This is a genomic window from Synechococcus sp. RS9916 (assembly GCF_000153825.1).
In the GTDB taxonomy this organism is placed as follows: domain Bacteria; phylum Cyanobacteriota; class Cyanobacteriia; order PCC-6307; family Cyanobiaceae; genus Synechococcus_C.
The window spans coordinates 1,112,770-1,136,622 of record NZ_DS022299.1 but is presented as its reverse complement, the minus strand read 5'-3'; the positions used below and the strand labels follow the sequence as shown (position 1 = coordinate 1,136,622).

Sequence of the window (23,853 nt, the reverse complement as noted above, 5' to 3'; positions counted from 1 at the left end):
CCGCTTTGCTTCGCCACTCAACGTCTGGCGTTTGCCGGCAGTGTTTCAAGGTTTTTGATCCCAATCGGGCGAATTTTGTTGACCATTGGCTGACGGTCAAGCTTGCGCCCCCTACTAAGGTCCCAGCTCAAGTTGGATTCAGTGGCAAAAAAATCGTTTTCCTTAGCTCTTTGCGCAGCAGTGTCTGCTGGGTTGGCGCCATTGCTGCTGTCTCCAGCAGCCAAAGCTGACACGACCGTTGCAGTTGATTCTCTGCAGGGTGCGACTGCTTTTGACTTTGCTCCCCTCACCCTGAAGGATTTACAGGTTGCCCAGGCAGCTCCCGAGCCGGGCACTGACAATGTTCCCGTCACGGTGACTGAGGGAGAGAGCAAGGCGAAGGAGGACGGAAGTCTGGCCAAGGCGGCGCAGAACCCCATCGCCAGCATGAGCAGTCTGCCGATTCAGTGGAATTCCACGCCATCCACCCAGTGGGCTCCGAACCTACCGATCCCGCTGACCAGTCCCACGCAATACGTCAAAGCGAAGCCGAACCAGACCCAAAATGTGGTCAACGTTCAGCCGGTGATTCCCTTCCCTGTGAGCAAGTCGCTCACCTTGGTCACCCGCACAATCGTGCCGTTTATTTCGCAGCCCTGGCGCAACGGCTCCTCGATTCAGTCGCTCGGTGATATCAACCCCTCGGTGTTTTTTGTTCCGACCCTCAAGGGGAACTTCACGGTGGGTCTCGGGCCGACCCTTGTCATGCCCACCGCAACGGATCAGCGTTTGAGCTCGAAGCGATGGAGTGCAGGCCCGACTGGGGTTTTGGTGTACACGAAAGGGCGCGTCGTTGCCGGTGGATTGATCAACAATATTTGGTCATTCTCCGGAGATGGTGGCAGCGATGTGAACAAAATGCTGATCCAACCCTTCTTGAACTACAACCTGCCGAAGGGTTGGTATCTCACCAGTTCTCCGATCATTACGGCCAATTGGAATCATCCTGATAACAAAGGCTGGACCGTTCCTGTTGGTGCTGGGTTTGGACGGGTGTTTGTGATCGGCCGCCAGCCCATCAATGCGTCGTTGAGTGCCTACTACAACCTGGTGAAGCCCGAGGTGGCGGGGCAAACGTTGATGGGCGATTGGACCTTCCGTGCCCAGGTGCAGTTCCTGTTCCCGAAGCGGGGCTGACCCCGCTTGCCGGGAGCAGGGTTCAGGCGGATCGCAGCAAGGTGGTGCGTGGCGATTCGGCGAAATGCTCTTGATAAGCCTTCGCGAAGTGGCCTCGGCTTCTGAATCCACAGAATGCGGCCACTTCACTCACTTGGCTTAACCCCTCGCGATCGCGTTCGGCTGGTGAGCGCAGCAGGGCATGCACCTGCTGCAGCCTGATCGTGCGCAACAACTCCATGGGGCCACAGTGAAAGTTTTCTTTGGTGCCCAGGATGAGCGTGCGCCGCGAGGTGTAGAGCTGCTGGCAGATCTCATCCAAGGTGAGAGAGGTTTTGGCGTTGCTGATCCCCCAGCGCACGAACTCCTGCACCAATTGTTGGCGGGATGTCAGATCAAACGGCTCGAGTTCACCGGTTGGGCTCTGTAAGCAGTCCAGAAATGACGTCAGCAGTTCTTGGGTTCGCTGTCGGCATGCGCGCTGGCTGGTGGGCGGATGGCGCAGCACCTCGCCGAGCTGATTGGCGAGGCGACGATGCGTGGCTTGATCCAGGTTGAGGCAATTGCTTGTGAGCAAGGGCTCGATCAGATGGGGGTAACCCGTGCGTGTGAGAAACGCATTGAAGAAATCCGATGTGGTGACCGTGATGATGCTGATGGAGCCTGCACTGAGCTGGAAATGGCATTCCTGCAGGTTCTGGTTGAACCCATACAGGGCATGGGGATGAAAGGTCTGGCACTGCACGCGTTGATCGGTGGTGTTGCCTGTCACCTCCAGGCTGAAACCGATGCAGTGATGACCCCGCTCGCCATTGAGCAGCAACACCTGGTTGGTGCTGATCATCAGCACGCTGAGGTTTCCGAGGTGCACCATGCTGAAGCGACCCGCCAGGGGGCCAGGGCTGAGCTGCACGGCTGTAAACGCTTTGCCAATCTTTGCGAAGCATTGCGCTAGCTCGCAGGCGCTGAAAAAGGATGTGTCCCAATTGGGGCAGCTGGTGAGTCGTTCAGGTAGCTGAAAACAGCCTTTAGGACTCAGTTGGGGTAGCGAAGAGAACAGGTGGTTGGCCATCGAACAGTTCTCCCGATGCCCAGGCAAGTGAGTCGTTCCATGCAATTTATGGATAAATTTTGCTCCTGCAATTAAAAAGTCACCGTTTCATCTGATTTGAGTTCGCCTTGTAACAGCGTTGATCGTCTCGTTGCCGGTGGTGGTTTAAGGCCTGCTGTCGCTGTTAGAAGCCTGATGCTGGGAGCGATGCAGCCGTCCCGTTGGTTGGTTGGCTTGCAGTTGGTGTTGCCGGGAGTGGTGCTGGAGCCCTTGGCATGGCTTCAGGTCTTGATCCTTCGTACTCGACTGCGGGCTTTGCAGGTCCCTGATGACCCGATTGTGATCGTGGGGCATTGGCGCAGCGGAACGACCTTCCTGCATCAGTTGCTATCGGTGGATCCGCAAACGGCGACGGCACGCAACAGTTTCACCGTGGCGCCCCAGGTGGCGGTGCTGCTCAAGCCCTGGCTCGCACCGGTGTTGCAGCGATGGATGAGCCGCACTCGGCCGATCGATGCGGTGCCTTGGTCTGCCCTCGATCCACAGGAAGACGAGATCGGCCTGGCCCGGCTAACGCCTGATACCAACATGGCGGGTGTGGCGTTTCCGCAGCACTACCCGCATCATTTTCGGCGCTGCGTGCTGGCGTCCACTGCAGACTTTCAGCAGCAGTTGCTGCACTTCACCCGGCTCACCTGGTTGCATGACGGTGCCGGGAAGACGCGGCTGCTCATCAAGAACTCAGCCCACACAGCGCGGGTGGCCTTGTTGCTGCGGATGTTTCCCAAGGCACGGTTTGTGCTGCTGAAGCGGGAGCCAATCGCTTCGATTCGCTCGTTGGTGCAGGTGAAGCAGTCGTTAGCCCACTTGGTGGGGCTGCAGGCGCCCCTTGATGAGGTCGCGCAGGTGGAGGAAACCACAGCTGCTCATCGCGCATTGATGCATGCCTTCGAACGCTCACGCTCGCTGATCCCTCCTGGTCAACTCGTGGAAGTTGCCTATGGGGATCTCATCGCCGACCCGCTGGCCGCCACCGAGCGGATTTACCGCGAGTTGAACCTTTCCGGTTGGCATCTGGCTCAGCCTGCCATTGCCCAGAGGGCTGCAATGGCCCAGAGCTACCAGGCTCAACCGGTGCAGTTGAGCCTGGCAGCTGAGGCACGCCTGCAGGAGCTGATGACTCCTGCAGGCGCTTTGGCTGCTACTGGCCAAACGCCACCTGACAGGCCGCATTGAGCAGTTGGGCCTCATCGGCATTGCGGGGTGCGCCGCCGTTGAGAGTGCCCTGTTTGCAGTTGGCGCTGAAGCGCGTCGTCCCGTACCCGTCGTCGGCCTCGAAGGTGACCACATCACCGCTGGCGGTGACGCTTGGGTAATAGAGCGAATAGTTGGAGCTAGGCACCACGATGTAGCTCACCTCATTGCTCTGGGCCGAGTTCACCAGGCTGTTGATCACGCCGAAAGTGGCCATGCTGGCGAGGCCCCAGGCTGCTGCTTGCCCTGGATACCAGCCCCAGTTGTTCCAATAGGAGCCGCCATACCAGCCGGAGTTCCAGGGGCGGTTGTTGTACCAACCATTGTTGCTGTACCAGCCCTTGCCGTAGCGATCCCAGTTGTTGACCGCTTTCCGGTAGGTGTCGTTGCGGTTGTTGACCCGGTTGTTGCGACCGTCCTGGCGGATGTCGGTGCGGTTGGTGCGCCCGTTCTGGCGGCTGTTGATCGCGTTGTTGCGATCGGTTTGCCGCGTGTTGCGGGTGCCTTGGCGGTTGGTCTGTCTGGTGTCCCGCGTTCCCTGCCGGTTGCTCTGATTGGTTTGCCGGTTGGTCTGGCGGGTGCCTTGATTCGACTGGCGCGTGCTCTGCCTTGTGTTGCGGGTGCTTTGGCGATTGGCGCTCGTGCCCTGGCGATTGGTTTGGCGCGTGTTGCGGGTGCTTTGGCGTGTGCTCTGGCGGGTGGATCCACTGGAACCACTTCTGCGTGACCCAGAACTGCGGGAGCCACTGCCGCTGTAGGAGCTGAAGCCGGTGCGGCCACCGCTGCTACCGCGGGAGCTACTTCTGCTGCGTGATCCAGAACTGCGGGAGCTGGAGCTACTCCGACTGCGTGATCCAGAACTGCGAGAGCCACTGCTACGCGAGCCAGAACTGCGTGATCCGCCTCCACGTGATCCCCCGCCGCCACCGCCGCGCCGCTGCGCGAGTTCGATGTTGGAGGTGGAACCGGTGGCTGTCTCGGCGGTTGATGAGGCCATTGAAGACCCCATCACCGCCAGGCCGGCGGTGGGTTGCAGGCTCAGCACCAGGCTGATGAAGCCGGCGATGGATGTTTTGGTTTTGTTGTTCATTGCTTGATCGCCTCCAGCAGTCGATTGCAGCCGTTGTCAAAGCAGGCCACGTCCACACGACCGTTGCTTCCAAAGGCCATGCCTGCCTTGGTGCGTCCCTGCATGGCATCGCCGCTGTTGATCAGCACGTCGGCGAGGAAGGTGGGGTTGTTAACGCAGAACGCCCGGTTGTTGAAGCAAAGCTCCTGCGCTTTGAAATCGATCATGGCGTTCTTCACCGTCTCCCAGGGGGCACCGGCATTTTTCTGGCCTTCGATGCGCACGTAGGGCTCGTCGATCACGCGATAGGCCACCGTTCGCGTTCCAAACCTGTGGCGGTATTCGGTGGTGTCATCCACATTCACCGCCGTGACCTGACAGGAAAAGCGGGCGGTCGGTGTGCTGCAGGTGGTGTTGAGCTGGTAGAGCTCCTCTGCTTGAAGGGCCGGAGCGTGCCACAAGCTGCCCAAGGTGAGCAGACCCAGCAGCAACCGGCACCGTTGCGGTGTGGTCATGGGTGGTGCATCCATCCAGAGGTGAGGGCCGAAACCCCTCGTTCTCGCAAGATGGCCATAGCCCCCATCAGCGTCAGCACATGTGCACGGACGGGATCAAGAGTCGCCGGGATCGGTTGCATGAGTTGCTGTTGGCCTTGATCGCCCAGCAGGACGATTTGGAGTTGATGGATTCCGAGGGGCCTGCAGGTTTCAGCATGGGCGGATCCAGCGAGGGCCCTGCTGATCCCGCCCGTTGGTTGGAGCGCAATCGCCGTGTGCTCCATCGCTATCAATCGCTCGTGCGCACGGCTGTGACGTTGGACGCTTTGGTGGATGCGGAAGAGGCTCCTGGTAAAGAGGTGACTTAATGGCGAAAAACTCCATTAAGGTCCCCAAAACGGGCCTCGTGACATGGTCGAAACCCACGTGCTGACGTTCACCATCAGCAAACCCTTCGATGAGTGGGTGAAGACCTACGACGCGTCCCAGCCACTGCAAAAGATGGCTGGCATTACCAGCCTCTTCCGCGGGGTCAGCAAAGACGATCCCACCAAGGTGTGTGCGGTGATGAAAGCTGAAAGCGGAGTGATGGAGGCCTTCATCGCCGACAACGCTGACTTGATTGCCTCATCAGGTCACGTGTTGGAGAGCACGGTGGCCCAAGTGTTTCTTGAAGGCGCCTGAGCTCAGGTGTCTTGCTGAACCAGCAGCTGCTGTTGACGACCAATGATCAGCAGCAGCAGGCTGAGGGCCAGCAGCAATCCGGTGAGACCTGCCATCGCCAGCATGGTGCCGGCGAGCCCTTCGCTGTAGGCCCCCCGCAGCACCGCCAGCATCGGCTCGAGCTCTCCCGCTGGTAAGGCGATCGGACTGTTGCGCAGAAACGCATGCACCAGCTGGTCGAGCTGGAGGGCCTGCTCACCACCCCCGAGGCCTGCCAGCTGCAAACGCGCTTGTAGATCGTCGAAGCCCAAGCCGCGAATCATCGTGCCGCTGATGGCCAGACCAAAGGCAAACCCCAGTTGGCCGCTGGTGGTGCGGAAGGCCAGCACGGAGCCAAAGCAATCAGCTGGTGCTTCCTGCACGAACAGGGCGGATTGGGGCACAGCCACAAAGGCCAGGCCGACTCCCGACAGCACCAGTGCCGGTAACAACTGCCAGTACGGGGTGTGCACCTGCACGATCGCGACCAGTGCCAGCCCGAGGGTGAGCGCCAGGCTGCCCCAGCCCATCAGCGTCAACGTGCGCCGTCCCGGTGCCATCCAGCGCCCCGCCAGGATGCCGGCAACGCCAAAGCAGAGCAGAAACGGCAGTTGACCAAACGCCACGGCGCTGGTGCTGTAGCCCTGCACCAGTTGCCAGAAGTTGCTGGTTTGCAGCTGGAGCACGGCTTGCGCCACGTTCCAGCCGAGGCCGTTCACCACCGCAGCGGCGAAAAAGCCTCTGAGGTAAAGCCGGGGGGGAAAGATCGGGGTGCTGCAGCGGCGTTCCCAGGCGATGTGAAGGCCGTAAAGCAGGAGCCCCAGGCCGCAGGGAAGCCAGAACGCCGGGCTTTGCAATCCCGTAGCGGCATGGTTGATGCCATAGAGAAACAGCACCACTGCAGCGGCGATCGTGACGAGGCCCGGTCCATCGGGCCGCAGGCGCCGATTGGCCGGAATCGAGGGCAGCAGCACGGGAAGGATCGGCAGGCTGATCACGCAGATCAGGGGCACCAGGCCCATGGCCACGCGCCAGTGCAAGCTGGCCATCCAGCCCCCGAGCAGGGAGCCCACGATGAAGGCCACCACGATCAGCAAATTCCAGAGTCCCAGTGCAGCACTGAGCTGATCGGGCCGGCTCACGGCCCGCACGCTTGCAAAGGTGCTGGTGAGCACTGAGCCCAGGGCGATCCCGGTGAGCGCTCTGCCGACTAGAAACGCGCCCGCTGTCGGGGCCAGCATGGAGAGCAGGTTGCCCGCAATCGCCAGCAGCAGCGAAGCCGCCAGGATCCTGCGCCTGCCGTAGCGATCCCCAAGGAAGCCCATCACCAGCACCGTGGCGGCTTGCGCCAGGGTGGACACGCTGGCCGCGAGCGCCAGCGTTGGCCCTTCCATCGTCAGGTTGGCGCTGGCGTTCACCAAAGCGATGTTGGCCACGCTGGGATCGATCAGCTGCAGGCCCGCCAGCAGGCCCAGATAGGGCACGGCCAGGGGCGAGATGCCAGTGGGGGGTGAACTGGAGCGGCCCATCACGGTGCATCGCGCTTGTCCATCCAACGCCAACGCCCGTGCCTGGGGCGTTGGCGACCAGAACGTCCCTCGCTGGGGGAGTGCCCTATGACCAAAGATCACCTGGATGGGGGATGGAAAGACTTGGTCATTGGTTGATCGTGAATGAGACGCATTTGTGCTGATTCTTCGCTGATAATTGTTGTTCGTTGGTGGGCTATTTAGCTTCCAATTCTGTTCTCAGTCGGATTTCAGTTTTGCGGGTTGTTTGTTCTTCTAGACAGGTTTCATGACTGAATTTCTTGGCGGCGGAACCATCTATTCCGTCAATCCTGCTGATGCCGACATCAGTGGTTTTGATCCGCTCCGTGATGTGCTGGATTTCGGTGACATCTCAGTGCATGGACTGATTCTTGGCACACTGCCTGATGGCACGGCAGCCATCGTCAATCCCTGGGGTGATCCTCCTCAGTTTCAGGCACTCACTGGGTTGAGCTGGGCAGACCTTTCGCTCGACAATTTCGGCATCGTGGGGAACGAGCACCTACGGCAAGACATCGGTGCCGTGTTGTCGTGGGAGCAGGGGATTGGTGATCGTGATCCCAAAACGATTGATCTGCGCTCCCATGAATACGGGGTGCATGAGGTGATTGAAAACTTCGATCCCACCACCCAGAAACTGAGTTTTCTTTATGTGGGCACCCGAGAGCGCCTGTCGGTCACTGATACGGCCGAGGGGCTGCTGATTCAATTCGAGCCTTCAGGCCAGAGCCTCTTGCTGGTGGGCATCCAGCGCAGCGATTTGATTGGTGCCAATCTCGAGTTTCACCACGATCAAGTGGTGGAAGACAACCTCGAGGTGCCGTTTGGGTTCACCGCCGATCAGGTCACCCTGGTGAGCCGCGAGGGGTTGTTGACACCTGCGGCACCGGTGGGCGACAGCACCGACGGTTTCCAGGAACGGGCCGGGGAATGGGTGCACCCTGATGCGTTGGTGGCTGACGGTGCCAGCAGCGATCACTCCATGCACGATCACTCCACCCATGACCACTCCATGCACGATCACGGCATGGCAGATGGCGACACGGGCACTGAGTCTGCTGCTGAAACGCCTGCAGCACCGTCTACGGGTGCGATTCAGCTGAGCGTGAGCGGTAGCCTCTACTGGGGTGGCATGAGTGGCGTGCTCACTCTCGAGAACACCTCGGCAAATGCCATCGATGGCTGGCAGGTGAGTTTTCTAACCAGTCAGAGCAATGTGCGCTTCTGGTCGGCCAACGCCACCGCAGTGGATCAGGGCGATGGCACGGTGCTGGTGACGCTTCAACCTGTTGATTGGAATGCGTCGATTGCTGCCGGCGGCAGCATCAGCCTTGATTTCAACGCCGACAGCGTCGGGCTGCCTAATAGCGGCAGCCTCACCGATGCACTGTTTTTTGCCGGCAGCAGCCCTGTTGAACCAGAGCTTGCTCCGGAACCCGAACCCATACCTGCACCCGAACCAGAACCGGCTCCAATGCCCGAGCCCGAGCCCGAGCCCGAGCCCGAGCCCGAGCCCGAGCCTGAACCGGCACCTGCGCCTGCGCCTCAACCCGAACCTGCCCCTGAGCCGGTTCCCCAGCCGCAACCGGCAGCTGTGCGGGTTGCGGCCACGGTCAACGACCGTTGGAGCGGCACCTTCGCTGGCAATCTCACCGTCACCAATGCGGGTTCGCAGGACCTGGATGCCGGTTGGTCGGTGAGCTTCCTGAGTGATTACGCCTTGAAGCAGGTCAGCAATTTCAGTCTCAGCCAGGAGCAGCAAAGCGACGGCCGCTACCGCGTCACCCTCTCGGCACCGAGCTGGTCTGCGGGTCAGGCCTTGGCGGCCGGCAGCAGCCTCAGTTCCTACTACCAAGGCAGCGGTGATCTCAGTGGCCAAACATCACTGAGCTTCGACACGGGCGATGCGACGACGCCTGCAGAGCCGGTACCTCCCACAGAGGTTGATGAGACCAAAGACCCTGGTGAGACCACCGATCCTGGGGAAACAGCCGAGCCGGTTGAACCGACCGATCCCGAATCCTCAACAAATGCTGAAGGCACAACAGAGCCCGATGCCTCCACGGAGCCTGTTGAACCCACGGATCCAGTGGTCCCGATCGATCCTGTTGATCCAATCGACCCAACGCCCTCCAGCGATCCATCCCCTTCCAGCAATGGCCTGCGGGTGGTGGGTTATTTCGAAGAGTGGGGCATTTATGGCCGCGACTTCCGCGTCGCCGATGTGGATGCCAGCAAGCTCACCCATCTCAACTACAGCTTCTTCGGGGTGGATGAAAGCGGCGACCTGTTCATCCATGACGCCTGGGCGGCTACCGACAAACGCTTCACTGCGGATCAGCAGGTGAGCCGCACCTTCTCCGCCAGCGAATGGAGTGGCCTTGATGCCGCCTATCGCGATGGCCTGGTGAATGGCGGTGATTTCTCCCGCACCACCGCAGCGGATGGGTCCGTCACCCTCACTGGCCTTCCGGTCGGTTGGGAGGACTCCAGTGCCGAGGCTGGCAACCTGCGTCAGCTGGATCTGCTCAAGCAGCTCAATCCTCACCTCAACTTGGGCTTTGCCCTGGGGGGGTGGACCCTTTCCGGTGACTTCAGCCTGGCCTTCGATGATGCCGCGGGCCGGGAGAGCTTCACCGACAGCGTGATCGACACCCTCAACCGCTACGACTTCTTCAACACCGTCGATTTCGACTGGGAGTACCCGGGTGGTGGTGGATTGGGCAGCAATGCGGTGAGCGATCAGGACGGCGCCAATTTCGCCCTCACCCTGCAATTGCTCGACCAGAAGCTGGACACCTTCTGGCAGCAGACCGGCCGCGAGGTGGAGATCTCCATCGCCACCGCCGGTGGCGCCGACAAGCTGGCCAACCTCAACCTTGAGGGGATCGACCCCTACGTCGACTTCTACAACGTGATGACCTACGACTTCCACGGCGGGTGGGAGTCGCAGACCGGTCACCAGGCGGCCATGACCGGCGATGCGGGGGGCTACGACGTGCTCACTGCCATCGATCAGTTCCGCCAGGCGGATGTGGATCTCAGCAAGGTGGTGCTGGGTGCTCCGGCTTACACACGCGCCTGGGGTGGCGTGCAAGACGGGGGTACCTACGGCTACCAGCAGGCAGGGGATTCCTCGCAGGCCGCCGGGTCGTTTGAAGCCGGCAGCTACGACGTGAAGGATCTGCTCACCGGGGTGGAGAACGGCGACCTGCAGCTGTTCTGGGACGACACCGCCAAAGCGGCGTTTGTTTACGACTCTGTGAGTGGTTTGTGGAGCTCGATCGAAACCGCAGCCACCGTGGCCGGTAAAGCGGCCTATGTGCAGGAGGCGGGGCTGGGCGGCTTGATGTTCTGGGCGTTGTCCAACGACGCCGAGGGGGATCAGAGCCTGGTGGATGCCGCCTTTGATGGCCTGTTGGGTGGGGAATCTCTGGAGGCGATCGCGGCGCGGGCTGAATCCTTCGATCAGGTGATCGGCGGTGATGGCCAGTTCAACCTGAGCGATTTCACCAACCTGGCCTGATCAGCGCCAGCCCATCGCCGACGCATGCCGTGCTCTTGGCTTCAAGGTGTGCGTTGGATCGCCCCCGCTAGCTGCTTGCCGGTGGGGGCTTTTTGTTGCCCCTCTGGTGCTTCCGCTCAGCTCTGGCAATCTGGGCAGACTCTCGGCCCCTGCATGGCTCCGCTCGGTTTGTCTGCTCTGAAATCCCTGCTGGGCCGCGGCAAGCAAGCCAAACGCTGGCAGCCACCGGAGGCGTGCTGGAGCCGGCCCTTCGGGCTGGGCTGGGACAAGCCCTACACGGTGCGCTACGCCAGCAACCTCGATGATGGTCCCAACCACGGCATGCCCTTGGGGGGCTTCGGGGCTGGGTGTATCGGCAGGGCACCCGACGGCAACATCAATCTTTGGCATCTCGATGGCGGCGAGCACTGGTTTGGGGTGCTGCCCGATTGCCAGTTCGCCCTGTTTGAGAGCAACGGCAGCGGCAAACGTGCCCATGCCCTGGCGGTGAAGCCGAGTGCTGATGCCTCCCGTCCGGAGTCCGGCGAACCACTCCCGGCCTGGGATTGGTACCCCGCCAGTACGGCGGAGCGCAGCACCGGCACCTATGCCGCCCGCTATCCCCTCAGCTGGACGAGCTACGAAGGCGTCTATGACGCCGAGGTGCGCTGCGAGGCCTTCAGCCCGATCCTGCCGGGCGACTACCAGCGCACCAGCTACCCGGTGGCGGTGTTCGTGTGGACCCTGCACAATCCCACCGACCAGCCCCTGGATCTCTCGCTGCTGCTGAGCTGGCGCAACACCACCGGCTGGTTCACCAACACCGATGCCTCCGCGGAGGTGCACTTCCGCGACGACGGCAGCCCCGAGCACAACTACGCCCCCGCCATCGGCAAGACAGTGGGCCAACGCAACCGCTGGGTTGACGATGGCAACCTCAAGGGTGTGGTGCTGGAGGGCAACGTCTCCAACCCTGTCGCCGAAGGCGAAGGGCAGTGGTGCATCGCCACCACCGAGCAGCCGGGGGTGAGCATTCAGCGCTGCAGTCGCTGGAATCCCAGTGGTGATGGCAGTGAGCTGTGGAACAGCTTCAGTGCCGATGGCTCCATTCCCGAGAGCAACAACGACCGCACCAGCGGTGCCAATGATCCGCTCAGTGCGGCGTTGGCGGTGCAGTGCCAGTTGGCGCCGGGCCAGAGCCTGGAGATTCCGGTGATGATCAGTTGGGATCTACCGGTGACGGCGTTTGCCACAGGCAGCCAGGCCTTGCGCCGTTACACCGATTTCTTTGGCACTGGAGGCGATCAGGCCGCGGCAATTGCGGCAGAGGCCCTGCGCGATTGGAAGCAATGGAGAGAGCAGATTGGCGCCTGGCAGCAGCCAGTGCTGCAGCGCAGCGAGCTGCCTGAGCCGCTGCGCATGGCCCTGTTCAATGAGCTCTACGACCTCTGCAGCGGCGGCAGCCTCTGGAGCGCGGCATCACCCGAGGATCCCCACGGACGCTTCGGGGTCTTGGAGTGCCTCGACTACGCCTGGTACGAAAGCCTCGATGTGCGCCTCTACGGCTCTTTGGCCCTGCTGCAGTTGTGGCCGGAGCTGGATAAGGCGGTGCTGCGCAGCTTTGCCCGGGCCATTCCTGCTGCGGATGCCACCCAGCGGCCGATCGGCTGGTATTTCACCCAGGGCAAGGGCCGTGTGGAGGCCGACCGCAAGGTGAAAGGGGCGACGCCTCACGATCTGGGGGCACCCAATGAGCTGCCCTGGGATGCCACTAATTACACGGCCTATCAGGATTGCAACCTCTGGAAGGATCTCGGCAGCGATTACGTGCTGCAGGTGTGGCGCACCTTCAAGCTCTCTCCCAGTGGGGAAGACGTGCGCTTCCTGGCGGATTGCTGGCCATCCGCGGTGGAAGCGCTCCGCTATTTGAAGACCTTTGATGTGAACGACGATGGCTTGCCGGATAACGGCGGCGCACCGGATCAAACTTTCGACGACTGGCCGCTCAAAGGGGTGAGTGCCTATTGCGGTGCCCTCTGGATTGCGGCGCTTGAGGCGGCCTTGGCGATCGCACAAACCCTGCAGCTCAAAACCGGACTCGACACCTCGGCTGAGCAACGGGAATTCAGCGGCTGGCTGGAGCAATCCCGCGGCAACTTTGATCGCCTGCTTTGGAACGGCGAGTACTACGACATCGATGCCGAGAGCGGCACGCCGGTGGTGATGGCCGATCAGCTTTGCGGTGATTTTTATGCCCGCCTGCTGGGCTTGGAGCCGGTGGTGAGTGAGGCCAACAGCCGCAGCACCCTCAAGGCGGTGAGAGAGGCCTGCTTTGAAAAATTTGATGGCGGCAAGCTGGGTGTGGCCAATGGCCTGCGCCGGGACGGCACACCTCTGGATCCCAACGGCACCCACCCCTTGGAGGTGTGGACGGGCATCAACTTCGGCATTGCCAGCTATTACCGCTTGATGGGGGAAGGCCAAACCGCTGAAGCGATCTGCTCAGCGGTGGTGAACCAGGTGTATGCCGGTGGTTTGCAGTTCCGTACGCCCGAGGCAATTACGGCAGTAAATACCTTCCGAGCCTGCCATTACCTGCGGGCGATGGCGATCTGGGGCTTGTGGGCCACCCACACGGATTGGCAGCGGATCCCTGGTGCTCACAAAGGGTAGAGAAGTAGCTTCAAGCTTTTGTGCTGCTTGAAGCACGTCGAAGATACTTGTGTTGAGTCTTGATTGAGTATCACTAGACATGCACTTTTGGGATCACCCTCTAGCAATACCCGCTTAATCTAAAAATAAGACGCCAAGTGTTCATGAAAAATTACTTGAATGCATTTCTTTTTTTGGCGTTCGCTGCGATTGCGTCTACCAGTGTCGCCAATGCGCAGATCATGGTTGATACCACGCCAGCAGGGCCGAGTGAAAATGATTTAGTAGTGAAAAGTGGCCAGGTAAGTGTGTATGAATTACCTGAAGACTATAAGCAAATCTTGCTGATTGATGATAAAAGAATCTTCGCAATTGAATACTCTTTGTATTCGACACCCGATAAAGGAAATATTCTCTCTCTTCCTGGTGTCTCTTTAGGGCAATGGTATAGCGATGAGGTAACCGGCAAGTTCTTCCCGTGGGCTTCAGATGCAAAAGATGCAGAAGATCTTTCAAGAAAACTTTCTGCTGAGTCTAAGGTGTTTCTAGAGAAGAATAGAGGTGAGTTGTTAAACAATCGGGGCGACTTAGAATTGTATTCATATAGCAATGGTGGTGGATTTATTTATAATTCTTGGAGAACCAAAGAGCCAACGTCCAAGCAAAGGCCCTTGAACCCTGATGGGAGCTCTGAAGGTTTGATTTATTATTACAATGGAACGCTTTACCATACAAAAGGTGGAAATAAAGGGCAGGGTCGCATTCAGGCTTATGGCGGTTGTGAGGCCAATACAATATCCAAGAGCCAAAATGGCGAACCTATTAAAGTCATCTCTTCCCAAATAGTGGAATCTGGCTATTGCGAATGGGAGGGTGATCAATTAAGTTCACGTTATGCCCCTGTTTTTACTGGTGGCATCCTTGACTTTGCCGAAGATATGCCTGTTTTGGGCAACAAGTATTGGTATGTAAAATATGAAAGCGAAAATGTTAATACTATTGTAGGCACAATAAGTAATGAAGGTAGTTCATTGAGCTTCAATGGAATCTTTACTCCTGTCGATCCTGAAGGACAAGACGTTTATGGAAACTTGTTGTTTAAAGGAGATGGGATTACATACTTGAATAATCAGGTGCGCCTCTATGGAAATTTAGATGTTGCTGCAAGCAGTCAATTAAGCATAACCTCTAGTAGTAGTGATTTGATTTCAACACCTTTGATGTTCTTGGATGGCAAAAATATCAAAGATGGTAAGAGTAATAATACCCTTACCATTATGCAAAAGGGTGTTCTACAAGTTACCGGCAATGATTTAGACGATGATAGCGGCCCGCGATTACCTGGTCAGCCTTCTGATAAAGCAGCTGTTGTCGCTCACCGCTCTCCGGTCATCAGTTTCAATGCAGGGGATGATAAGTTTGGAATTGAATCAAATAGTCTGGCGGTAGTTAGCTATGTCGATTTTCTTCCTTCTCAATACTCTAAGTACAAGACCAATTGCCAGGCTGACCAGGATCAAGCTACCTGCTATAAAGCGGTTCCACAAATTGCTTTTGATGCAGGAAATGATAAATTGATTAATGAGGGTGTTCTTATAGGGCCTGGTGAAGCTAGTACCGGAAATTTCTTAGAGGTTGCTCTTGGTGGTGGTGATGATGTTGTTGAAAACAGTGGTTATCTGGGATGCTTGACGTCTGCGGCTGATCCCGGTGGATGGAATGGATATGTTGGTCAAAATACTTGCTCTCAGGCTGATCAACTTGTGAACGATCAATTGCCTGACGGCGCGAAAAATGAGCTAAATCGTAATTATAATGTTAATTTAGTGTTCGCAAATGGTGATGACACTTTGAGTAACTCAGGTTATATTCGTGGAGCCATTAATATGGGTAATGGTAATGACAGTGTTGAGACGTCTGGTGGCATACGCGGCAGCATTGTTCTTGGTCATGGTAGTGACACCCTTGGCATCATTCAAAACAATGACTGGATCGGTAGTGGTGTAATTGATGATACTGTTTCACTTGCCCTTTCTAAAGATGTTGATACAGGAGATGTAGACGAGAGAAATAATGTTCTCCTGCAGGGAAGGGCGATTATTTCTTTCAGGAATTCACTTGGTTTTGGTTCTGACCAATGCGGCACAAAGAAAGATAAAAATGGTGGTTATGGATGTCGTTGGGGGAGTGTTGGCAGTGAAGGTGCTGGTTATCAGTACCCGGCCATTACTGGTAGCTTAGGTAATGACACAATTGCTGTTGGTGGACAAAAAAGAGATTCACCTGCTCAGATATGGGGTAAAGTTGAGTTGGGAGCTAATGATGACAGCTTCATTGTTAAAGAATCTGGGGCTGTCAGTGTTTACGGTGATATCAATTTTGGTCCTGGTGCCGACAATTTCATAAATGATGGTGTAGTTAAGCTTCCGGGTGAAGCTCAAAAAGATGGATTAGTCCTTTCTGGAAATATACTGATGGGGACTGGAAGTGACGTTGTTACAACAAACTCTAATATTGAGGGGCCTGGGTATATCGATGGGGGTAGCGGAGAGGGTGATGTTGATACGATTACCTTTAGAGCTTCAGATTCTGCTATCCATCAATTTAAGGTTGGCAAAGTTAGAAATTTCGAAATTGCGAACCAGGTTTCTGGGCAGTGGGATTATGACGGAGATTATAAAGCAGCAGGTATCAGTGTGATGTCAGTTAAGGGTGGGCGATTTCTTGTTTTGGATTCTGAGCAAGCCACCTTTGAGCATTTTGTATTGAATGGGGGTGAGATCTACGCAAGTCTTGAAAATAAGAACTCAGCTCCATTGGTCTCTGATACGTTTGATTATCAAGCAGGCTCGCTTGTTATCAATGCTGCTCAGCAGAATGATCCAGAAGGTGTCTACACAATTATCAAGTCAGAAAGTCAAGCGGAGATGAATCAATTGGCTGCCAATACAGAGCTTCAGTATGGAAGCAATGTTGGTCAATTTACTGGAATAGGCGAAAGCAATGGGATTGGTAATAGTGCAATTTATGATGTCTATCTGAAGGAGGGAAGCTTGCAGTTGGTGGTTAGCCAGAAGTCTTCAGGTGAGATTATAGACTGCCTAGATGATGAGGGGTGTGATAAAGACATTCCGTCTGATGAAAAAGATATTGTTGAGGAAATCACAGAGCCTGGAAGCCCTGGTGCTGAAATAATCGATGCGATTTTGGATGACATTCTTGACGAAATTGATCTTCCTATCATTGGTTATGGCACCTTTGCCAGGCTAATTATTTCAGGATTGGCTCCTCGCAACATCGATGGTGCTGGTCGTGGGATGGCCACCTACAACAACCTGCTGACAGATGTTGTGTTTGAACGTCTGCCTCTGCGTCAGTTCGATCCAGTGGTTGTGGAGGAGACTGTGGTGGAACAGGAGGAGGTGATTGAAGAATCAGCGCCTCCAGTGCGTGGCCTGTGGAACAAGAGCGGTGAGGTGTCTGATCAGCAGGCACAACAGGCCCTGGACCAAGCCATTGCCCAGGCAGAGGTCACTGGCGAAACAACAATCGAGTCCTTAGAAGCCTCTGGTTTCATTGAAGACACCTCACTGACTGCTCAATACGCACGCCGTGATGGGGTGAGGGCTTGGTTCCGTGGCTTTGGTGGTGATGACCACGACAGCTACAACGACAACTTCTACAACCCCTATTACGTCAATGCTGGTGGTGGAGTGCTGGGTGTTGATGTCTCAGTCACTGACAACTTCCAGATTGGTGCCTTTGCCAACTACGGCAACATCAACCTGATTCAGCAGAACACCCTTGCTGGTGGTGGGTCTTGGAACTCCGATGGTTGGGGTGGTGGCGTGAAGGCTGACTACTGGACCGACAACTTCTATGTGCAGGGTCTGTTCAGTGCCACTGGATTCAGCGGCAACCAGAAGCGGGAGATCATCGAGATCACCGATCAGCTGGGTGATGAGACTGCTTCTGGCGACAAGAGTGCCACCAGTTACGGCTTGGCCTTCCGTCTTGGTGCTCCTTTTGAGGCAGGCAAGTTCGTGCTCGAACCGCAGTTCACCACCACCTGGAGCTTCAACAACGAGCACCAGTTCACGGAGAGCGGTGCTGGTCAGCTGAACCTCACCTACAAGGAGCGTTCGACCACCTATGTGCAGACCGACCTGGCGATGAAGTTCTCCTATCCGATCAACACAGGAGAGACCTCTCAGCTGGTGCCTTCACTGCGTGTGGGTTGGTTGGGTGACTGGAGCGGCAACCTCAGTGATCAAACCCTGGGGTATCGCTTCACCAACAAGGAGGCCAACATCAAGTCCGCCAACGAGGACACCAATGGGGTGTTGGTTGAAGGCGGTCTGGATTACACCATCGCCAACGTCAACAGCAGCTCCTACAAGGTGTATCTCCGTGGTGGTATCGAAGCCTGGGGAGGGGCCAGGGGCACTGACTATCGGGCGTCTGGTGGTTTTGAGTGGCAGTTCTGATCGCTGTCAGCAAGCTCTCTGCCTCAGTTGAGGGAGGGGGCTTTGCTTTGGACTCCCTCACTCAACTGAGGGAGCTGTTGATGCAAAGGCGACCCCTTCAGAGTTCCCTTTCACTTGGACTCTATGGGTTCGCCCTTACCTGCTTGTGTGTGCTCTCACTGGTACTGGGAGACAACCCCCCTGTTATGTGAATGAACTCACCTTCTTGTAATAGTGATTGAAGATATGCCTTTCTTATTGTTTTACTCTATCTACATTGCTATTGTCTTTACTCTTGCGTTTAGGAATAAATGAATACTAGTTTTGATAATTCTTGAAGGAAGCCTTCAGTGGTTATGGGTTTATTGGGAGGGGTTGATAATGATTCTCATTTTTTGAAAGATCCCGATAGTGCATGTTCGCCGGTGCTTGTTTCAATTCAGAGCAGGTCTGATGAGGGATCTCTAGCGTCCGAGAAGTGACAAATGTCAAATGAAGCGAGTTCTCGCTGCGTCCTTCCTGGTAGGTGCTGCAGCTCTGTTGTCCGGATCAGAATCCATAGCTGTCGAGTCTAATAAGTGCACAGGATCTGGTTCTGGTCTGAGTTATGCAACATGGAATTGTTATACAATTGACGAGGATACTGGCGTCAAATCAGGCACATTTAATAATTATTTTAATAAAATTGAAAGGGCTTCCAGTCTAAAGCCTCCAGAGAGGTATTCATACCCCTTTAGGTTCATCAATTTTTTCTGGGTTCCATCTGAGAGTGGTAGTGCATATTTCGGCGTTGACAGCTCTCCTACCAGCACGAACCTTTGGCTGAACGATGGGCCATTTGAGGGAGGAGATATAACTCAAGAGCAGATTAATGATGTCGGTTGGTTCACAAGTGGTAATGCATACCGTAATCAGCCAGATGGAGGATTGTGTGGAGGGAAAAATTACAAATGTCCTTGGATAAATTACGGCGAAGTTGAATGGACTGCTGGACAGATTTATTCTGTTGTCGTTACTACTGACTATTACAATAATTATGGTGAGGATTTTTTCCCTTTTGGATTCTTTTCTGCAATTAACGGAACCTTTGCTCTCACTCAAGAGGAGGCTGTAGGAGCTGCAGAAACGTGTGGAAAGTATTATATTCCCAGTAGTGATCAAAGTCCTGTCAATGATAAATGTGCCATCATTTACACAGATGGGGATATCACCCTTGAAACGACTGGTGGGTCGATCAACAGTATGGGTGCAATCCAATATGTACCTGGGACGACAGGAGACTCTGTTGACCTCCAAGGTGACTTGGAAGCTCTCCTGATCGAAGACAACACAAGAGTTACCTACACCAACCCAGATTCCACTGACAATTTTGCAGCTATCAAGCTGGTGAATACCAGTGAAACCGCACCTCTAGATGCTAGTGGTGGTGTGAATCCTGAGACCACACTCGTCGAAATCCCAGAAGGTGCTGTTGTTGAGTCAACTGCAGGTGAGGGTAATGGATTGATGATTACCACCCAAGGTTTGGGTGATGTTTCAGCTCAGTCAAATGCTTATATTTTGAACTATGGATCGATTACGTCTGCGGGTGGTAATGCGATCAAAATCTCTAAGAATGCAACCAGAGACAAGGTTTCTGTTGCTATCAGCAACTATGGAACGCTGAGTGGTCAACAAGCTATCCAGATTAAATCTGGAATTAAAGCTGATGTGACTCTCTACGGAGGTTCTGACATTACGGGTGCCATTAATAGTGGTGCTGTTGGAATGGGGAACAAGCTGACCCTGTCGACTGCAAATGGGAAAGATGGCTTGTTGAGTGCTCCGATCACTGGTGCTTGGGATGTGGTTAAAACTGGTGAGGGAACTTGGACACTTGCTTCAACGAACAACAGGTATTCGGGTTCTCTGACTCTGAGTGGTGGTTCCGGTTCGATCCTGCAGCTGGGTGATGGAACCAATGATGGAAACCTTGGAACCAAAAAGGTTGTATTCAGTGGTGGTGAGACCCTTGCCGTGAATAATAATGGTTTAACAGACTTGAGAGTTTTGGGAGATTTGAAGAGGGTTGGAACAGGAGAGATAAGACTTGTTGGTAATGGTGATATCCAAACTTCAGAAATAGGTAAAAATATTACATTTGCTGCTCAAGGGAAAGGTAATTTTTTAATTGGTGATGGCAATTTTGGATCAGCATCCAGATTATCTGGAGAATTTCATGTTCTCGCTACTCCTGCCGAGGTTGATAGTGGTTCTGGTAATTTTGTCTTTAACTTTAGGAATTTCACAGAGGGTGAAGGCAAACCAACGTTTGCCACAGTTGCTATCACTCCAAAGAAATTGAGTAGTGGAAATATTGCCTTTTTGAATACTTACACTGGCGAAGATGCCTCAAGAATAACTTGGTACGATTTAAAGATTGATACTGACCAGATAGATGATCTATCAGATCTCACCGGTGGTGTTCTTCAAGTTGGCGCACGAACTATTGTGCGTGCTTTAAACTCAGACTCAAATACTAACTTCAAAAATATCGTTATTGAGGAAGGGGGCACATTTCAGAGAGGATATCAAGGTGAAGGAAGGGGTCTGAAAGATGCTGTTATCAATAATCTTGTTAATTCAGGAACAGTTATAGCTAAAAACCTTGTTGGGTCCACCAACTATGGCAACGACAATATTTGGGCTAATGCAGGTTCCATCAGACTTACTGGTGGAATTGATATGGGTGCTGGAAATGACATCCTTTTGACCAACGCCAATATCAGTAGCACTGATAAAGGTGCCTTTATTGATGGTGGTGATGGTGATGACATCATCAAGTTTGCTACCACAGGTTCAGCATCGTTCAGTGCTTCCACAATTAAGAACTTTGAGAGTGCAGAACAGGTTGATGGAACCTGGGACTATGACGGCGATTATAAAACTGCTGGCGTTAAAACAATAACTATCAGTGGAGGAACGATGCACCTCACTGACTCTGATGCCAGCATATTTGAGGATGTTGTGATGACTGGTGGCACAATCCTTGCCGACATTTCAGATAAGACCAGCGCTCCTCTGACGGCTGATTCGTTTGAATACAAACCATCTAATGCAAAGATGCCGCCTCAGCTGATTGTTCAGGCAGGATCTACGACTGATCCAGAAGGGACCTATGTAATCCTTGATGTGCCTGAGACTAGTCAGAGCGAAATGAATGAGCTGGCTGCAAATTCAACGTTGATTTATGACGATGAAGTTGGCGAGTTCTCTGGTATTGGAGAGGAGAATGGCATTGAGGGAACTGCCAACTTCGATGTCTACATGGTAGAAGGAAGTTTGAACGTTCAGGTTGATGCCAAGTCAGCACCAGAAATTGATAAAGACCTGAACAATATTGATCCTTCAGATCCTGACCTGGGTCTGGATGATGATGAGCAGGAGCTAGTTGAGATTATTCAGGATGGAGGTCCAGGGGCTGACCTGATCGACAGCCTTCTGCCTGATGTGATTGAAAACATTGAGTTGCCAATCATCAGCTACGGCACCCTGGGCAAGTTGTTTGTCTCAGGTTTTGGTCCTCGCAACATCGATGGTGCTGGTCGTGGGATGGCCACCTACAACAACCTGCTGACAGATGTTGTGTTTGAACGTCTGCCTCTGCGTCAGTTCGATCCCGTGGTTGTTGAGAAGACTGTGGTGGAGCAGGAGGAGGTGATTGAAGAATCAGCACCTCCAGTCCGTGGTCTTTGGAACAAGAGTGGTGAGGTGTCTGATCAGCAGGCACAACAGGCCCTGGACCAAGCCATTGCTCAGGCAGAGGTCACCGGTGAAACCACGATTGAGTCACTTGAAGCTTCTGGTTTCATTGAAGACACCTCACTGACCGCTCAATACGCACGCCGTGATGGGGTGAGGGCTTGGTTCCGTGGCTTTGGTGGTGATGACCACGACAGCTACAACGACAACTTCTACAACCCCTATTACGTCAATGCTGGTGGTGGAGTGCTGGGTGTTGATGTCTCAGTCACTGACAACTTCCAGATTGGTGCCTTTGCCAACTACGGCAACATCAACCTGATTCAGCAGAACACCCTTGCTGGTGGTGGGTCCTGGAACTCCGATGGTTGGGGTGGTGGCGTAAAGGCTGACTACTGGACCGACAACTTCTATGTCCAGGGTCTGTTCAGTGCCACTGGATTCAGCGGCAACCAGAAGCGGGAGATCATTGAGATCACGGATCAGCTGGGTGATGACACTGCTTCAGGCGACAAGAGTGCCACCAGCTACGGCTTGGCCTTCCGTCTCGGTGCTCCCTTTGAGGCAGGCAAGTTCGTTCTCGAACCCCAGTTCACTACCACCTGGAGCTTCAACAACGAGCACCAGTTCACGGAGAGTGGTGCTGGTCAGCTGAACCTCACCTACAAGGAGCGTTCGACCACCTATGTGCAGACCGACCTGGCGATGAAGTTCTCCTATCCCATCAACACAGGAGAGACTTCTCAACTGGTTCCCTCACTGCGTGTGGGTTGGTTGGGTGACTGGAGCGGCAACCTCAGTGATCAAACCCTGGGGTATCGCTTCACCAACAAGGAGGCCAACATCAAGTCCGCCAATGAGGACACCAATGGGGTGTTGGTTGAAGGCGGTCTGGATTACACCATCGCCAACGTCAACAGCAGCTCCTACAAGGTGTATTTCCGTGGTGGCATCGAAGCCTGGGGTGGAGCCAGGGGCACTGACTACCGGGCATCCGGTGGTTTTGAGTGGCAGTTCTGATGGCTGTCTAGGCAGAACAAGCCCCATCCCTCAGTTGAGGGAGAAGCCTTTGCTTTGGGATCCCTCACTTGAGGGAGCTGCAGCACCGATGATGGGTGTACTTCTTTAATGCACTTGATGGGTCTGCTGCGCCGCTTGTTGTTGTCTGTGCTTGCTGCCGTGTTGCTGCTGCTGGTCACTCCGGGGATTGCAGTCGCCCAGGTGCATGAGCACCAGGATGAAAACGGTGCACCGATGGTGCGCAGCCTTGAGAGCCTGCGCGACCTCGACTATCAGAGCTGGCAGGCGGTGGCTTATCGCACCGGTAAGCCCGGCAACCCTGTGGTGCTGCGCATTGTTGGGTATCCCGGCAAGGTGCGCCTTGAGCACCCCACCGACCTGGTGGTGCAGGCCGGGGTGAAGGAGTGGACCTTGCCTGACATCACCCTGGAGAACAAAGCTCTGGCCAGCGACAGCCGTGATGCAGCTGCTGAATTTGCCCTGGATCCGCTGCTCAACGACCTTCAGAACAACCGCCCCTTGCGCCTGTATCTCGATGGCGTGCTCAATGAGCTGCCGGTGCCTCCCTTTGTGGTGGGTGAATGGCGCCAGGTGCAGAAGGCGCCCCTGGGATGATGGCGTCACGGCCTGGCCTCTCGCCTTGATCTCTCAGTTGGGGAACCATGATTTCGAGGCTCTCCCGTCATCGAGGCAGGTTGCATCGGGTTTAAGGCAGCCATAGGGTTTGGTCATGGGTTCATCCATCCCCATCGCAACGCCATCGGCCACCGTGGCAGAGATTCGTGGCCGCAAGCAGGCCCAACGAATCCATGGTTTGCGCGTGCACGCTCAACGCCTATTGGCGCAGTACCCGGGCTGCAGCCTGTGGTTGTTTGGTTCCCTCGCCAGAGGCGATTGGGATGCTTTTTCCGATGTGGATGTCTTGGCTGTTGCGCCCGAACGACCACTGGCTGTGGATTTGGCCGAGCGAGTCTTGTCACAAGGCCTGGCTGACGATGCCTTGCCTCTCACGCTTGATGAATGGGAGCAGCGCCAAGGTGGAGGCGATCTCTACTGGAGCGCCATCGCTAAGGATGCGTTGTGTCTGGCGAAGGCATGACGGCACGGCGGGAGGCATGGCTGCGAGTTCTGCTGTTTGTCGATCAGGCTTTGGCCTAAACAAGGTCACGCTTTGGGATGACGATGATGGAC

14 protein-coding genes are annotated in these 23,853 nt (G+C 55.4%); 10 read left to right on the top strand and 4 right to left on the bottom strand.

The window, feature by feature from the left end; all coding sequences use genetic code 11:
* The first annotated feature begins 180 nt into the window (after positions 1–180).
* Positions 181–1,176 carry a neuromedin U gene (locus RS9916_RS06105; protein ID WP_369791594.1) on the top strand — a complete coding sequence of 332 codons (996 nt, stop codon included), beginning with the start codon at positions 181–183 and terminating at the stop codon, positions 1,174–1,176.
* Between the two features lie 22 nt (positions 1,177–1,198).
* On the opposite strand, the gene RS9916_RS06100 is transcribed toward RS9916_RS06105, so the two are convergent.
* Positions 1,199–2,068, bottom strand: a complete 870-nt coding sequence (locus RS9916_RS06100; protein WP_198003408.1) for an AraC family transcriptional regulator — start codon at positions 2,066–2,068, stop codon at positions 1,199–1,201.
* A 255-nt stretch (positions 2,069–2,323) separates the two neighbouring features.
* Between RS9916_RS06100 and RS9916_RS06095 the strand changes: the two genes are divergently transcribed.
* Positions 2,324–3,442 carry a sulfotransferase gene (locus RS9916_RS06095; protein ID WP_050752252.1) on the top strand — a complete coding sequence of 373 codons (1,119 nt, stop codon included), beginning with the start codon at positions 2,324–2,326 and terminating at the stop codon, positions 3,440–3,442.
* On the opposite strand, the gene RS9916_RS06090 is transcribed toward RS9916_RS06095, so the two are convergent.
* Positions 3,408–4,550 carry a hypothetical protein gene (locus RS9916_RS06090; RefSeq protein ID WP_007098426.1) on the bottom strand — a complete coding sequence of 381 codons (1,143 nt, stop codon included), beginning with the start codon at positions 4,548–4,550 and terminating at the stop codon, positions 3,408–3,410. The genes RS9916_RS06095 and RS9916_RS06090 overlap by 35 nt on opposite strands.
* Entirely contained in the window at positions 4,547–5,044 is a 498-nt protein-coding gene (locus RS9916_RS06085) for a hypothetical protein (protein WP_038023381.1), read from the bottom strand. Before RS9916_RS06085 ends, RS9916_RS06090 begins: the two co-directional genes overlap by 4 nt.
* 80 nt (positions 5,045–5,124) lie before the next feature.
* On the opposite strand from RS9916_RS06085, the gene RS9916_RS06080 reads away from it, so the two are divergent.
* Both RS9916_RS06080 and RS9916_RS06075 read left to right on the top strand, forming a co-directional pair.
* Complete coding sequence (locus RS9916_RS06080; protein ID WP_007098424.1) at positions 5,125–5,394, top strand: hypothetical protein; 270 nt, start codon at positions 5,125–5,127, stop codon at positions 5,392–5,394.
* Positions 5,395–5,437: 43 nt separating this feature from the next.
* Positions 5,438–5,710, top strand: coding sequence for a DUF3764 family protein (locus tag RS9916_RS06075; protein WP_007098423.1), 273 nt, complete (start codon positions 5,438–5,440; stop codon positions 5,708–5,710).
* Positions 5,711–5,712: 2 nt separating this feature from the next.
* Here the strand turns inward: RS9916_RS06075 and RS9916_RS06070 are convergent, their stop codons facing one another.
* Positions 5,713–7,257 carry an MFS transporter gene (locus RS9916_RS06070; protein ID WP_050752307.1) on the bottom strand — a complete coding sequence of 515 codons (1,545 nt, stop codon included), beginning with the start codon at positions 7,255–7,257 and terminating at the stop codon, positions 5,713–5,715.
* Positions 7,258–7,525: 268 nt separating this feature from the next.
* Between RS9916_RS06070 and RS9916_RS06065 the strand changes: the two genes are divergently transcribed.
* The 6 genes from RS9916_RS06065 (at position 7,526) to RS9916_RS06040 (ending at position 23,761) form a co-directional block, all read left to right on the top strand.
* Positions 7,526–10,804: a glycosyl hydrolase family 18 protein gene (locus RS9916_RS06065; RefSeq protein WP_007098421.1), complete on the top strand. Its 3,279-nt coding sequence runs from the start codon at positions 7,526–7,528 to the stop codon at positions 10,802–10,804.
* Between the two features lie 153 nt (positions 10,805–10,957).
* The gene (locus tag RS9916_RS06060) at positions 10,958–13,456 is read left to right on the top strand and encodes a GH116 family glycosyl hydrolase (protein ID WP_007098420.1); all 2,499 of its coding nucleotides are present in this window, start codon (positions 10,958–10,960) and stop codon (positions 13,454–13,456) included.
* Between the two features lie 143 nt (positions 13,457–13,599).
* The gene (locus RS9916_RS14435) at positions 13,600–17,922 is read left to right on the top strand and encodes an autotransporter outer membrane beta-barrel domain-containing protein (RefSeq protein ID WP_007098419.1); all 4,323 of its coding nucleotides are present in this window, start codon (positions 13,600–13,602) and stop codon (positions 17,920–17,922) included.
* Positions 17,923–18,393: 471 nt separating this feature from the next.
* Positions 18,394–22,662, top strand: coding sequence for an autotransporter outer membrane beta-barrel domain-containing protein (locus tag RS9916_RS06050; RefSeq protein WP_083773040.1), 4,269 nt, complete (start codon positions 18,394–18,396; stop codon positions 22,660–22,662).
* 117 nt (positions 22,663–22,779) lie between these two features.
* A complete protein-coding gene (locus RS9916_RS06045) occupies positions 22,780–23,277 on the top strand; it encodes a DUF3122 domain-containing protein (RefSeq protein WP_198003407.1) in 498 nt (165 codons plus the stop codon).
* A 115-nt stretch (positions 23,278–23,392) separates the two neighbouring features.
* Positions 23,393–23,761, top strand: coding sequence for a nucleotidyltransferase domain-containing protein (locus RS9916_RS06040; RefSeq protein WP_007098415.1), 369 nt, complete (start codon positions 23,393–23,395; stop codon positions 23,759–23,761).
* The last annotated feature ends 92 nt before the right edge of the window (positions 23,762–23,853 follow it).

What these genes read in the sequence shown, in the direction of transcription:
- RS9916_RS06080 (WP_007098424.1), top strand. Translation starts at nt 5,125, where the DNA reads ATGTGCACGGACGGGATCAAGAGTCGCCGGGATCGGTTGCATGAGTTG.
- RS9916_RS06060 (WP_007098420.1), top strand. Translation starts at nt 10,958, where the DNA reads ATGGCTCCGCTCGGTTTGTCTGCTCTGAAATCCCTGCTGGGCCGCGGC.
- RS9916_RS14435 (WP_007098419.1), top strand. Translation starts at nt 13,600, where the DNA reads ATGAAAAATTACTTGAATGCATTTCTTTTTTTGGCGTTCGCTGCGATT.
- RS9916_RS06040 (WP_007098415.1), top strand. Translation starts at nt 23,393, where the DNA reads ATGGGTTCATCCATCCCCATCGCAACGCCATCGGCCACCGTGGCAGAG.
- RS9916_RS06085 (WP_038023381.1), bottom strand. Translation starts at nt 5,044, where the DNA reads ATGACCACACCGCAACGGTGCCGGTTGCTGCTGGGTCTGCTCACCTTG.
- RS9916_RS06075 (WP_007098423.1), top strand. Translation starts at nt 5,438, where the DNA reads ATGGTCGAAACCCACGTGCTGACGTTCACCATCAGCAAACCCTTCGAT.
- RS9916_RS06050 (WP_083773040.1), top strand. Translation starts at nt 18,394, where the DNA reads ATGAAGCGAGTTCTCGCTGCGTCCTTCCTGGTAGGTGCTGCAGCTCTG.
- RS9916_RS06045 (WP_198003407.1), top strand. Translation starts at nt 22,780, where the DNA reads ATGGGTCTGCTGCGCCGCTTGTTGTTGTCTGTGCTTGCTGCCGTGTTG.
- RS9916_RS06070 (WP_050752307.1), bottom strand. Translation starts at nt 7,257, where the DNA reads ATGGGCCGCTCCAGTTCACCCCCCACTGGCATCTCGCCCCTGGCCGTG.
- RS9916_RS06065 (WP_007098421.1), top strand. Translation starts at nt 7,526, where the DNA reads ATGACTGAATTTCTTGGCGGCGGAACCATCTATTCCGTCAATCCTGCT.
- RS9916_RS06090 (WP_007098426.1), bottom strand. Translation starts at nt 4,550, where the DNA reads ATGAACAACAAAACCAAAACATCCATCGCCGGCTTCATCAGCCTGGTG.